The 12,691-nt window shown below is 68.7% G+C and carries 13 protein-coding genes; 9 read left to right on the top strand and 4 right to left on the bottom strand.

Annotated features, from left to right (window positions below; genetic code table 11):
• The first annotated feature begins 236 nt into the window (after positions 1-236).
• Positions 237-902, top strand: coding sequence for a hypothetical protein (locus tag ACWGID_RS28585; protein WP_452201658.1), 666 nt, complete (start codon positions 237-239; stop codon positions 900-902).
• 92 nt (positions 903-994) lie between these two features.
• On the opposite strand, the gene ACWGID_RS28580 is transcribed toward ACWGID_RS28585, so the two are convergent.
• Positions 995-1,861, bottom strand: coding sequence for a transglutaminase domain-containing protein (locus tag ACWGID_RS28580; protein ID WP_452201656.1), 867 nt, complete (start codon positions 1,859-1,861; stop codon positions 995-997).
• A complete protein-coding gene (locus ACWGID_RS28575; protein WP_452201654.1) occupies positions 1,861-2,712 on the bottom strand; it encodes a MerR family transcriptional regulator in 852 nt (283 codons plus the stop codon). Before ACWGID_RS28575 ends, ACWGID_RS28580 begins: the two co-directional genes overlap by 1 nt.
• 89 nt (positions 2,713-2,801) lie before the next feature.
• Here ACWGID_RS28575 and ACWGID_RS28570 point away from each other — a divergent pair, with 89 nt between their 5' ends.
• The 4 genes from ACWGID_RS28570 (at position 2,802) to ACWGID_RS28555 (ending at position 5,761) form a co-directional block, all read left to right on the top strand.
• Positions 2,802-3,437 (top strand): PadR family transcriptional regulator, encoded by a 636-nt coding sequence (locus ACWGID_RS28570; RefSeq protein WP_452201652.1) that lies wholly within the window; start codon positions 2,802-2,804, stop codon positions 3,435-3,437.
• A gap of 79 nt (positions 3,438-3,516) precedes the next feature.
• On the top strand, positions 3,517-4,818 hold the full coding sequence (locus tag ACWGID_RS28565; protein WP_452201650.1) for an alpha/beta fold hydrolase: 1,302 nt from the start codon (positions 3,517-3,519) through the stop codon (positions 4,816-4,818).
• Entirely contained in the window at positions 4,815-5,306 is a 492-nt protein-coding gene (locus tag ACWGID_RS28560; RefSeq protein ID WP_452201648.1) for an RNA polymerase sigma factor, read from the top strand. The genes ACWGID_RS28565 and ACWGID_RS28560 overlap by 4 nt, the downstream gene beginning before the upstream one ends.
• Positions 5,303-5,761 carry a hypothetical protein gene (locus tag ACWGID_RS28555; protein ID WP_452201647.1) on the top strand — a complete coding sequence of 153 codons (459 nt, stop codon included), beginning with the start codon at positions 5,303-5,305 and terminating at the stop codon, positions 5,759-5,761. The genes ACWGID_RS28560 and ACWGID_RS28555 overlap by 4 nt, the downstream gene beginning before the upstream one ends.
• On the opposite strand, the gene ACWGID_RS28550 is transcribed toward ACWGID_RS28555, so the two are convergent.
• Positions 5,655-6,518, bottom strand: coding sequence for an SGNH/GDSL hydrolase family protein (locus tag ACWGID_RS28550; protein ID WP_452201645.1), 864 nt, complete (start codon positions 6,516-6,518; stop codon positions 5,655-5,657). The genes ACWGID_RS28555 and ACWGID_RS28550 overlap by 107 nt on opposite strands.
• 61 nt (positions 6,519-6,579) lie before the next feature.
• Complete coding sequence (gene glgX / locus ACWGID_RS28545; protein WP_452201643.1) at positions 6,580-8,676, bottom strand: glycogen debranching protein GlgX; 2,097 nt, start codon at positions 8,674-8,676, stop codon at positions 6,580-6,582.
• Positions 8,677-8,813: 137 nt separating this feature from the next.
• Here glgX and ACWGID_RS28540 point away from each other — a divergent pair, with 137 nt between their 5' ends.
• The 4 genes from ACWGID_RS28540 to ACWGID_RS28525 all read left to right on the top strand — a co-directional run bounded on the left by ACWGID_RS28540 (position 8,814) and on the right by ACWGID_RS28525 (position 12,691).
• The gene (locus ACWGID_RS28540) at positions 8,814-9,836 is read left to right on the top strand and encodes a Gfo/Idh/MocA family protein (protein ID WP_452201641.1); all 1,023 of its coding nucleotides are present in this window, start codon (positions 8,814-8,816) and stop codon (positions 9,834-9,836) included.
• The gene (locus ACWGID_RS28535; protein WP_452201639.1) at positions 9,833-10,876 is read left to right on the top strand and encodes a Gfo/Idh/MocA family protein; all 1,044 of its coding nucleotides are present in this window, start codon (positions 9,833-9,835) and stop codon (positions 10,874-10,876) included. Before ACWGID_RS28540 ends, ACWGID_RS28535 begins: the two co-directional genes overlap by 4 nt.
• 91 nt (positions 10,877-10,967) lie before the next feature.
• The gene (locus ACWGID_RS28530; RefSeq protein WP_452201637.1) at positions 10,968-11,747 is read left to right on the top strand and encodes an enoyl-CoA hydratase/isomerase family protein; all 780 of its coding nucleotides are present in this window, start codon (positions 10,968-10,970) and stop codon (positions 11,745-11,747) included.
• Positions 11,747-12,691, top strand: coding sequence for a class I SAM-dependent methyltransferase (locus ACWGID_RS28525; RefSeq protein ID WP_452201635.1), 945 nt, complete (start codon positions 11,747-11,749; stop codon positions 12,689-12,691). The genes ACWGID_RS28530 and ACWGID_RS28525 overlap by 1 nt, the downstream gene beginning before the upstream one ends.

Below are 12,691 nucleotides of genomic sequence, written 5' to 3'. Positions count from 1 at the left end.
CCGGCAGCTCGACAGGAGGTGTCCGCCGAACGGCGACCCCGCCACGCTCAGCGGCCACGCCGATCCCGCCCAATCCACCAACACCTCCTGTCGAGCTGCCGCCCACGAGTGCGCGCGACTCCGGCTCTCCGCCGTGCAGGCGTCCCGGCGTACCTGCGTCCCTCGTTCTGAAATTGCAGGTTGTTGCAGGCATGCTTGGTCTTCCGCAGCGCTGTCGTCGTCGTAGGTTGATGTGTATGCGCTTGGTCTGGGGGATCGCGGCGGCTGTTGTGCTGCTGGTGGGGTGTGGTTCGGAGGTGTCGTCGGGGTCGCGGCCGTCGCCGTACCTGAGTGCTGAGTGGGACACCCCGGTGCCGTCCGCGAGGAACGGGACGCCTGGGCCGCCGACGGTGCCGGCTACTACCCCGATCGCGGTGCCGCATCGGACGCCGGCGCCGCAGGAGGCGTTCCAGCAGTTGACGGTCGATCGGTTGAAGGTGGCGGACAAGGCGCTGCCGGTGACGGCCGGGCAGGCGCAGGTGATCTTCTCCTGTGACTACGAGGCCAACAGCGCGCAGGACAGCGCCAGCGGCGCCAACCGGCAGAACCCGCCGGGGGAGAATCGTGGGCCGAACGGAGGCGACCGCCTCGCGCCGGGGACGCTCCTCAACGGCGGGAAGTACTTCACGGATCAGAACGATCCTGACGTCTATCTCGAGTACTACAAGGAGACCTACACCCAGGACGCGTGGCCGACACGTCACGTGATGACGATCTTCCGCGTCCCGAAGGAACGCCTCACGCGAGCGAATCTGGTGAACTCGCGCAACGAGTACGCCAAGGGGTGCTCCAACATGCTGGTGTGGTTCGACCCGCGAGTCGTGAAGGTCAACCTCTACGCGCCGTGGCCGGTGACTTTCTGAGCGCTGAGCATGCCGTAGGCAACCAAAGCGGCGGCCAGGGCGGTGCGGTCAGAGCGCTGCCCGGGACGCCACGGGTTCGAAGGCTGAAGCAACTACACGTCCAGCCAGGCGAACGGGCCGCCGGCGGGGGAGGTGACGAAGGAGCGGCCGGCGAAGGTCAGCCTCGCGTCGGTCCGGTACAGGTCGTTGACCTCCTTGGTCGCCGTCTCGTCTCCGTTGTCCGAGGCAACCATCAGCTCGGCGATCCGGTCGATGAGCCCGAGGTCGCCGTCCAGTGTGTCGGACATCGCGCCCCAGTTGTCCCACAGCAGCAACTCGTCGCCGTTCAGATGCGCCAGCTGGTAGCAGACGTAGTTCCGGACGAACCAGCCGCCGTGCAGCCGGAGCGGCGCGTTCGGGTTGGGGTCGGCGCCGAACTTGTCCGCGTCGAGTTCGCCGGCCCGGTAGCCCAGCCACACCTCGGCCGCCGATCGGAACGGCCCGGCCGGCATATCCGCGACGTCGAAGGTCAGGTCCGCGTGCGCCGGGTCCATCTGCGCGTCGATCATCACCCAGCGCTCGCCGTTCCAGTACTCCGCAATCACGTGGTCGTGGTCGAACCCTTCGGCGAAGTAGTTCCCGAAGCCGACGCGGCTGCGCGCCGGGATCCCCTTGTGGCGCAGGACCGACACGAACAGCAGGGTGTAGTCCCGGCAGCAACCGACCACCCGGTCGACGGGCTCCCGCGGTACGGCGAGCGCCGTACCGTTGCGCTTCTGGTCCGTGTCCAGGATTGCCGTGACGTAGCGGCTGTCGATCTCCGACAATCGTTCGCCGGTGAACTCGATGCCGCCGGCGCGGTAGTGGATCAGCAGGTTCCGCACCACAGCGGCGATCCCCGGGATGTCGTCCGGCAGCGCGTCGAAGAGCGCCGCGTGGGCGCCGGGGTCGCTGAACCGGGTCTGGCGTGTGTAGTCCATCAGAGCTTCCTCTCGAGAATGGGCAGGGCGACGTCCATGGCCGGTTCGTCGCGGGGGATGAGCTGGCAGTCCGGGAGGTACACCTCGCGTGGCGGACCCGCTTCGGGGAGGCCGGCGGACCGGGCCCAGTCGTAGACAAGGTCGTAGGCGAGCATGATCCGCGGGTAGGCGCACTCGTTCATCGAGAGCGTGCAGTACGCCTCCCGGTGCGCCGGTTCGACCCGGATCCCGATCCGCCCGGACGGATCCACCAGCCCCTCGAACGGAACGCACACCTCGACGGTCGCCTCACCCTCGGGCGTGACCGCGCCGTGGTAGATCACCCAGGACCCCACGTCCGCGGTCGCCCCGGCGGCCCGCAGGTACGCCGTGATCTCGTCGGTGCACGTCACGATGATCCCGATCAGCAACTGCTGGTTCGTCTCCGCCCGGATCGTCGCGATCTTCGTCGCCGGGACGTCCCGGGTCAGCACCGGGCGCGGCGCGAGGCCCGACGTACCGGATCGGGACAGGCGGTCGCGGAGGTAGTCGAGGGTGGCTCGCCGGGCCGCGGTGGTCGCTTCGGAGGCGGCCCACCAGCGGTCCAGCCGGATCATTGCCTCCTCGTCGGTTCCCGCGAGCACCTCGGCGATCGTGGTCAGCGGCATGTCGAGTTGCCGCAGCACGCTGATCCGCCGGGCCCGCTCCAGTTGCGCCTCGTCGTACCAGCGGTAGCCGTTGACCGGGTCGACGCGGGCCGGCGCGAGCAGTCCCGACACGTCGTACAGGCGGAGCGCCTTGTGTGAGAGGCCGGTCCGGCCCCCGAACTCGCTGATCGTCAGCTCGCCCTGGGTGTCTCGTGTGCCGGTCATGGACGTCAGTGAACACCCTGCCCCAGGGGCAGAGGGAAGTTTCGCGGCCGGGGTTGTGTTAGTGACGGTAACGATATATCGTTAGTGTCATGAAGAATATCGAGGAGGACAGTATGAACACCCCCAACGAACTCAGAGGCCGCCGAGGCGGCCATCACCACCCCCGGCGCGGCGGACCGCGTCCGGGCGAAGGCATGCCGATGCACCGCGGACGCGGTGGGCGGGGACCAGGGCGCGGCGCGGGCCGCGGCCGAGCCCCGCGCGGCGATGTCCGAGCGGCCGTCCTGATGCTGCTTGCTGAGGAGCCGATGCACGGCTACCAGTTGATGCAGGCCATCGCCGACCGCAGCGGCGGGCGCTGGACCCCCAGCCCCGGCGCGATCTATCCGACCATCAACCAGCTGGAGGACGAGGGCCTGGTCACCGTGACCGCGGAGGCCGGCCGCAAGCTCGTCACGCTGACCGACGCCGGTCGCGAGTTTGTCGAAGGGCGTCGGGAGACGTCGCTCGACCCGTTCGCCGGGTTCGCGGGCGCTCAGCCCGGGGCCGACCTGCGCGGACTGCTCGAGGAGCTGCATGCAGCCACTCGGCAGGTCGCTCGCAGTGGCTCCGAGGAGCAGCGTGCCGCGGCCGCGAAGATCCTGGCCGAGGCTCGGCGCTCGCTCTACCTGCTGCTCGCCGACGCCCCCGTAGTGCCCGAGACTCCGAAGGACCCCGAAGACTGAGACCTGCATCACGCAGGGGAACGTCTCCACCGCACGACTCCTCTTCGCAGATGTCACGCACATCTGAGGAGGGGCCGGGATGGAGTCTCGAAGAATCGCCGCGGGCGCGCACGTCCTGCTTGCGGCAGTGCACATCTACTGGGCGACAGGCGCGGTCTGGCCGGCGTCCACCGAGCGATCGCTCTCGCGAGCGGTCCTCGGCTGGGAGGTGTCATTCGCTCCCCAGGTGGTCCTACCGCTGGCAGCGCTGCACCTGCTGCTCGCGTTCGCAGTACTCCGGTCCGATCGATCGGCAATCGCCAGATTCGTAGTAGCCGGCCTCGCAGCAGGCTTGGCCGCCAGAGCCGCCCTCGGCCTGGCCTGGGTCTTCAGCGACACGGGTACTGCGTTCTACTGGCTCAACCTGTTGCTCTACACACCGGCCCGCATCACTCTCTGCGTAGTAGACCTCAAGCTGCTGCGAGCACGCTGGCTGAAGGTCAGCGTCGTGACGGTGCCAGTAGTAGGTGTCGTTGCCCTCTCGCTGATCGCCTACGTCTACCAGCCGACCGAGCAGCCCAGCGCGGCGACCACGGCCGACGACAGGTACGTCGACACTCCACTGGCGCGGGTGCACTACCTGCAACGCGGCACCGGATCACCAGTGGTGCTCTTGTCACCCGGCGCCGCCCCAGCCTCGGCCTGGAACACCGAGCTCTCGGCCCTGGCGCACGACCACACTGTCTATGTCGTCGACCTGCCAGGACAGGGCGAGACCCGTCTGCACGACGAGCGCTTCGCCTTCGATCTGAACGGCATGACCGACGCCCTCGGCCAGTTCCTCGACGCCGTGCATCTCCGGACCGTCGCACTCGGCGGCAACTCGTGGAGCGGCGGCTGGGGACTCGCCTACGCGCAGCGGCACCCGGAGCGGGTCAGCAAGCTCGTGCTGCTCTCTCCGTCCGGTCTGGACGAGCGGGACGTGTGGAGCTGGGAGATTCTCAAACAACCACTCATCGGCGAGGCCCTCGCCAAACTGGCCACGAGACGCGGCATGGTCGACGCCGCGGTTCGTGGCCTGTTCGTGCACCAGAACCTGGTCACTCCGCAGCTCGTCGACCAGATGTGGATCCCCGGAACGTATCGTGACAACGTGCGGTCCATGTACGCGCTGGAACGCGGCCTCGACTGGAGCGCGACCGAGCACGCCCTCCCGTCGACCCGGCAACCGACGCTCGTGCTCTGGGGCGACCACGACACCGTGCTGCCGGTCGACCAGGCCGCGCGCTTCGGAAAGCTGTTGCCCAACGCAACCGTGCACGTGTTGCCCGGCTGCGGTCACGCACTCACCGTCGACTGCGCGGATCAGGTGACCCCACTCGTCTCGGCCTTCCTCGGATGATCGAGGAACACCAGGTCCGGGCGGCCCAGCGCGGTGACACCGTCGCGATGAACGAGCTGCTCGACGAGCTCACGCCGTACGTCGGGAAGATCTGTGGGCCGATCGCGCTCGCCGACGGACCCGATGCGGCGCAGGAAGCGCTGATCGCGATCTTTCGTGGGCTGCGTGGGCTCGAGAACCCGGCGGCGGTCTTCGGCTGGGCGCGCGCGATCGCGGTGCGCGAGGCGGTCCGGGTCGCGCGCCGCGGGCAGCGGCAGCAGCCGGCCGAGCTCGCGGAACTCCCGGCCGCGGACGATCCGCAGCTCGCGGTCGACGTACAGGACGTGCTGCGGCGGCTCTCGCCGGAGCATCGCGCGGTCCTGGTCCTGCGGGATCTCGAAGGAATGGACGAACAAGCGGCAGCCGCGGTGCTCGACGTCCCGGCGGGTACGGCGAAGTCGCGGCTGCACCGGGCCCGGGCGAGTTTTCGGAAGGCGTGGAGATCATGACGGCGAACTGGCCACAAACCGAACTGACGGACGTCGAGCGGTTCCGTGCCCTCGCGGCGGGTGTGCCGGGTGCCACGGTGACCGAACGCGTGCTGCCAGCCGAACCCGATGAGGTGAAGGCGATGCTGGCCGACTTCGAGGTCTTCGCCGGCGTTCAGGCGGATTTCGTCTCGGCGACGGTGCTGGAACGCGACGGCGACCGCGTCGTCGTGCTGGCGAAGGGAAAGCGCGGCCAGCGTGCGCGACTGAGCGGTCAGTTCCGGCCGGGATGGTGCTGGCTGCAGAGCCGCTTCCTGATCATCGGGATGGCAGTCGCCGCCGAGCCGGGTGGTGGGACACGTGTCGCACTCACCGGAGGCATTCGGGTGCCAGGGCGTGCGGCGATTGTGCCGATCGGAGTCCAGCGGGAGAGCACGAAGACGCTGGACCGTTTGGCGCGTCTACTCGGGCCGTGAGTACGCCGCTGGGCAGCGCGGCGAGCAGAGCGTCCGCGTGGCGCCGGTAGCCCAGGTTGTTGGGGTGGAACGCATCCGGCGCGAGCATGCCGCGCCAGGGCGGCCGCGCGTACCGCGAGACCTCGGCAACCGGCAGTCCACGGGACGCGGCCGTGTTGCTGATCATCTGGTTGATGCTGGACACGTACGGGCTGACTGCGCCACCGATCCGCCAGAGCCGGTCGGGGACAGTCAGGTCCATGACGACCGACGAGGAGGGCAGCCGATCGATCACCTGACTGAGGTGGTCGCGGAAGCGCTTGGGTGGCGTGGCGAGGATGTCGTTGTTGCCGATGCCGCAGGTGACGAGTGCCGGCGTCAGTCCGTCGAGCAACGGGAGCTGGTCGTTCAGGACGTGTTGGGTCTGCGCACCGGAGCGGGACAGGTTCAGCACTCGCCATGGCGTGCCCTTCCGGCGCAGTGCGTTCAGTACCTGGCCGACGTACCCGTGGAGTGGGGACGACGCGCCCAGTCCCTGCGCAGTCGAGTCGCCCAGGACGACCCAGAGCGGTCCGTCGGCGGAGAGGGCCTCCGAGTTCTGGCGGGTCCAGTAGTCGGCGTACGTGCGCGCTTGGACGTCGACGTACGCGACGCCGTCGACCCAGCGCTGGATCGCCAGCCGGGAACTGGTCCGCTCGGCCTCGCCCCAGCGCATGATCGCGTGGTGCAGCGCACCGATCGGTGTGGTCCGTTCACGCCCACGCCGCAGCAGAAACATCGGTCCCCCCAGACATGAACAGAAGGTGACCGCCGAATGTACAGGGGAAAGGTTAACGACCTCAGAGCGCGCGCAGCAGCACCAGACAGCGCGGTGCGAGCGGCACCGTCGCGCCGGCCTCTACCTCGGTCACCATGCTGTTGCTGGTGTCCAGCACCACCTCGTACGCCGGCGCCCACGACGCATCCGGTACGACGACGTTCCGCGTCTCGGGCGTGGCGTTGAGCGCGAGCAGGAACGAACTGTCGGTCAGCGCGTTGCCTTCCTCGTCGGTGGCCCGCAACTCACCACCGTGCAGGAACATCCCGATCGTGCGCAGGTTGCCGTCGAACCAGTCCGCGTCGGTCATCTCGCCACCGTGCGGTGCGATCCAGGACAGGTCCTTGCGGCCGCCAGGAACGACAGGCTGCCCGGAGAAGTAGTGCCACTGCCGCAATGTCGGATGAGCGGCCCGGAGCGCCAGCAGCTTCTTGGTCAGCTCCAAATGGTCGGACCAGGCGGCCGGCAGTGACCAGTCGAACCAGGAGATCTCACTGTCCTGGCAGTACGCGTTGTTGTTGCCGTGCTGTGTCCGCCCGCACTCGTCCCCGGCGGTGATCATCGGCACGCCGGTGGACAGGATCAGCGTCGACATCAGGTTCGCCATCTGGCGCTTGCGCAAGGCAACGACACCCTCGTCGTCGGTCTCACCCTCGTGGCCGCAGTTCCAGGACCGGTTGTCGTCGGTGCCGTCCCGGTTGTCCTCGTGGTTCGCCTCGTTGTGCTTGTGGTCGTAGCTGACCAGGTCGCGCAGGGTGAACCCGTCGTGCGCGGTGACGAAGTTGATCGACGCGTACGGGTAGCGCCCGTCGTCGCCGTACAGGTCGCTCGATCCGGACAGCCGGTAGGCGAGGTCCTTCACGCCGTCGGACATGTTCCGCCAGATGTCCCGCACGCTGTCGCGGAACTTGCCGTTCCACTCCGACCACGGCGGTCCGAAGTTGCCCACCTGGTAGCCGAACGGGCCGATGTCCCACGGCTCGGAGATCAGTTTCACCCGGCCGAGCACCGGGTCCGCCGCGACCTCGGCGAGGAACGGATGGTCCGGGATGTCCACCTCGTGCCGCTCGTTGCGCACCAGCGTGACGGCCAGGTCGAACCGGAACCCGTCGACGCCCATCTCCTCGACCCAGTAACGCAGCGAGTCCATGACAAGACGCCGTACCTGCGGGTGGGAGGTGTCGACCGAGTTGCCGGTCCCGGTCACGTCGTACATGGCGGCGCCGTGCGCGAGTCGGTAGTACGCGCGGTTGTCGATGCCGCGGAAGCTCAGCGTCGGCCCGTCGAACCCACCCTCGGCGGTGTGGTTGTAGACCACGTCGAGGATCACCTCGATGCCGGCTGCATGGAACGCCGCGACCATCGCCTTGAACTCGGCCACCTGCTCACCGCGCGAGCCCGACGAGGAGTACGCCGAGTGCGGTGCGAAGAACCCGAGTGTGTTGTAGCCCCAGTAGTTCGGCAGGCCGCGCGCCGCGATCGCCGGCTCGGTGAGGAACTCGTGGATCGGCAGCAACTCGACCGACGTGACGCCGAGGTCGGTCAGATACTTGATCACCGACGGATGCGCGAGCCCGGCGTACGTCCCACGCTGATGCTCGGGTACGTCGGGGTGCAGTTCGGTGAACCCCTTCGTGTGCAGCTCGTAGATGACCGTCTCACCCCAGTGCACCGGCTTGCTGATCGGGGGCGGCGGTTCGGACTCCGCGACCACCACACCGACCGGAACGTGCCCGGCCGAGTCGCCGTCGGAGGAGTCGTAGATCAGCGGGCTGCCGAAGTCGAGGTCGCCGTCGACGGCGCGCGCGTACGGGTCGAGGACCAGCTTCGACGGGTTGAAGCGCAATCCGTGCGATGGGTCGAACGGGCCGTGCACGCGGTAGCCGTAGCGCTGGCCGGCGCCGACGCCCGGCACGAAACCGGTCCAGAACTCGCCGGTGTGGGTGAGGTCCAGGTTCCGCTGACTGCCGTCGTCGGCGATCAGCGCGAGCTCGACCCGCTCGGCGGCCGGGGCCCACAGCGTGAAGGTGGTCCCAGCGGTCTGGACCACAGCGCCCGGACGCGTGCCGGTGCCTACGGACGGGCCGGTGGCGCTCGGGGCGGCGGTCGCTTCTGTCACCGGCACATTCTGCACAGTACGGGCGCAGTTCACGATAGTGAGGTGGTTGTGTTCGTGAGACGGTAGTTGCGAACGCCTGTGCGCAATGATACGCAAGGACCGTTCATAATTTACCCATCCCTGGTCATGGGGGACACATGTCGGAAGAGCTGGCCGGTCTGACCGTAGGTCTGATCGGCGCGGGCAACATCGCCCGCATCCACGCGCAGTCGTGGAAGGCCCTCGGTGCCCGCATCCTGGTGCACTCGCTCGAGGGCGCGCAGGAGCTGTCGGAACAGTACGGACTGGAGGTCGCACCGTCGCTGGACGCGCTGCTGGCCGAGGTCGAGTTCGTCGACATCGTCACGCCGTCGGCGACCCACAAGGAGCTCACGCTGGCCGCGATCAAGGTCGGCAAGAACGTGATCTGCGAGAAGCCGCTGACCCTCACCGCGGCTGACTCGCACGAGGTGATCGATGCCGCCGCGGCGGCCGGCGTTCGGCTGTACCCGGCGCACGTGGTGCGGTTCTTCCCGGCGTACAAGGCGGCGTACGACGCCATTCAGGCCGGGCGGGTCGGGGACGTGGCGGTCGCGCGGTTCTACCGTCAGGCCTCGTCGCCGGCGGGCGCCGGCTGGTACCGGGATGTGGCCCGGTCCGGTGGCGTGATCATGGACCTGATGGTGCACGACCTCGACCAGGCCCGTTGGCTCTGCGGCGAGGTCACGACGGTGTACGCCGCGCAGAACCCGCCGACCGTGGACGGCGTCAGCCCGGTCAACGTGGCCGCGCACGTCACGCTCACCCACGAGAGCGGTGCGATCAGCCACTGCCGCGCGACCTGGGGAGCAACCGGTACGACGTTCCAGACCGGCTTCACGGTGGCCGGGTCGAGCGGCGTACTGAAGTTCACCTCCGACAGCGGCAGCGGCTACAAGGAAGAGCTGCAGAACGGCGCCGCGGCCGGTGACCTGCTGATCCCGGAGTCGTCGCTGGGAGAGAGCCCGTACCTGGTGCAGCTGCGTGAGCTCGCGATCGGTCTGCGGGGCGGACCGGAGCCGCGGGTGCTGGCGTCGGACGGTGCGACCGCGGTGTACCTGGCCGAAGCGGCGCGTGCGTCGATGGAGTCCGGGCAGCCGATCGACATGAAGACCTTCGTCTCGACGGGAGCAGTGGCATGACGCTCAAGGTTGCGATCGCCTCGTTCGCGCATGTGCACGCCGGTTCGTACGCGCACCTGCTTGCGTCGATGCCGGAGATCGACGCACTGGCGGCCGATCCGGACGGTGCCGCGGCGCCGGACGCGCATCCGCGCGGCGCCGAGCTCGCGGAACGGTTCGGTGTCCCGTACGTCGACACGTACGACGAACTGTTCGCCTGGGGACCCGACGCGGTCATCGTGACCTCGGAGAACGCGGGTCACCGGGAGCTCGTCGAGCGGGCCGCCGCGGTCGGTGCGCACGTGCTCTGCGAGAAGCCGCTGGCCACCGAGGTCGCCGACGGCGAGGCGATGCTCGCCGCGTGCGAGGCGGCCGGGACGATCCTGATGATCGCGTACCCGGTGCGATTCGCGCCGTCGTACGCGCAGTTGCGGGCCAACGTCGAGGCGGGTCGCCTCGGTGACGTCTTCGCGATCCTCGGCACGAACAACGGGAAGATCCCGTACGACGCGCGCCAGTGGTTCACCGACGCGAAGCTGGCCGGTGGGGGAGCGCTGGTCGACCACACCGTGCACTGCGCGGACCTGATCGACGGCCTGACCGGCGGCGCGTCCGCCACCCGCGTGTACGCCGCGTCGAACCGCATCCTGCACCAGGACAAGAACGTCGAGGTGGAGACCGGCGGTCTGGTCACCATCAACTACGACAACGGGCTGATGGCAACGATCGACTGCTCCTGGAGCGTTCCGGACAACGGTCCGACGTGGGGCGGCGTGTCGCTGCAGGTGACCGGCACCAACGGGTCGGTGGAGATCGAGCCGTTCCTGCCGCACGTCGGCGGCACGGACGCGTCCGGCGAGGTCTTCCTGGGAATCGGCGGCAACCTGGACGCGTCGTTGCTCGACACGTTCCTGGACGCGGTCCGCACGACCGGCCCGGCGCAGGCCGGTCAGGCGCCGGCCGTCGTACCGCAGCCGGACGGCGCTGTCGGCCTCCGCACGCTGAAGATCGTCGACGGAGCCCGCCGCTCCGCGGCCTCCGGCCAAGCGGTCGATCTTTAGGAGCCTGTAGTACCTCTGCTTGCTCTTGTCCGGTACGGTTCCCGGGGATGTGACCGATGGGTAGGCCCCGGGAACTGTAGAGGAGCGAGTGATGGGCGAGTTCGTCAATCTCACCGTGAGCGACGGGGTCGGCACGATCCGGCTGGATCGGCCGAAGATGAACGCGCTCAACGTGCAGGTCCAGGAAGAGATCCGGACCGCCGCGCTCGAGGCGACCGCGAACGACGACGTCCGCGCGGTGGTCATCTACGGCGGTGAGCGGGTGTTCGCGGCCGGCGCGGACATCAAGGAGATGGCCGACATGTCGTACGCCGACATGGCCAAGCGCTCCGGTCCGCTGCAGTCCTCGCTGTCCGCGGTCGCCGCGATCCCGAAGCCGACCGTCGCCGCGATCACCGGGTACGCGCTCGGTGGCGGCTGTGAGCTCGCGCTCTGCGCCGACTACCGGATCGCCGCCGACGACGCCAAGCTCGGCCAGCCGGAGATCCTGCTCGGCATCATCCCGGGCGCAGGCGGCACGCAGCGACTGTCCCGGCTGATCGGCCCGTCCAAGGCCAAGGACCTGATCTACAGCGGCCGTTTCGTCGACGCCGAGGAGTCGCTGCGGATCGGCCTCGTCGACAAGGTGGTGCCGGCCGCCGAGGTGTACGACGCGGCCGTGGCATGGGCCTCGCAGTTCTCCAAGGGTGCCGCGATGGCACTGCGCGCGGCCAAGGAGGCGATCGACTCCGGACTCGGCGTCGACCTGGCCACCGGGCTGGAGATCGAGCGCACCCAGTTCGCCGCACTGTTCGCCACCGAGGACCGCACGATCGGGATGAAGTCCTTCGTCGAGAACGGCCCCGGAAAAGCCGAGTTCAAGGGAATCTGATGTCTGCAACCGAGAAGCCGGCCGCGACCGCCGAAGAGGTCGAGGCGGCCTGGAACGACAACAAGCTCGCCCAGGTGCTGTACCACGACTGGGAAGCGTCGACGTACGACGAGAAGTGGTCGATCTCGTACGACGAGCGCTGCGTCGACTACGCCCGCGACCGCTTCACCGCGGTCGCCGGATCGGGCGGCTGGCCGTACGGCAAGACGCTCGAGATCGGCGCCGGCACCGGCTTCTTCACGCTGAACCTCAAGCTCGCCGGTGTCCTCGATGAGGCACACGTCACCGACCTCTCCCCGGGCATGGTCGAGGCTGCGAAGAAGAACGCGAAGACGCTCGGCTTCAAGGTCGAGGGCAAGGTCGCCGACGCCGAGAAGCTGCCGTACGACGACGACACCTTCGACCTCGTCATCGGGCACGCGGTGATTCACCACATCCCGGATGTCGAGCTGGCGTTCCGCGAGATGCTGCGCGTCCTCAAGCCCGGCGGCCGCTTCGTGATCTGCGGCGAACCCACGCGGTACGGCGACTTCGTGGCCCGGCGGCTGTCGCGCTTCACCTGGTGGGCGACCACGAACGTGACCAAGCTGCCCGCGCTGGCGCACTGGCGGCGGCCGCAGGAGGAACTGGACGAGTCGTCGCGGGCAGCCGCGCTCGAAGCGGTCGTGGACCTGCACACGTTCGACCCGGACACGCTGGCGCGGATGGCGTCGCGGGCCGGTGCGAGGGACGTCTCCACCGTCACGGAGGAGCTGCTCGCGGCGTGGGTCGGCTGGCCGATCCGGACGTTCGAGGCCGCCGTACCGGAGCAGAAGCTCGGGTTCGGGTGGCGGATGTTCGCGTACAAGTCGTGGCTGCAGCTGTCCAAGGTGGACAAGGCGCTGTCGACCGTCGTCCCCGATGAGCTGTACTACAACGTCTCGATCACGGGTGTCGCGCAGTAA

The organism is Kribbella sp. NPDC054772 (genome assembly GCF_053611945.1).
The sequence above is the reverse complement of the archived record's forward strand: the minus strand, read 5'-3'. Positions and strand labels throughout refer to the sequence as shown.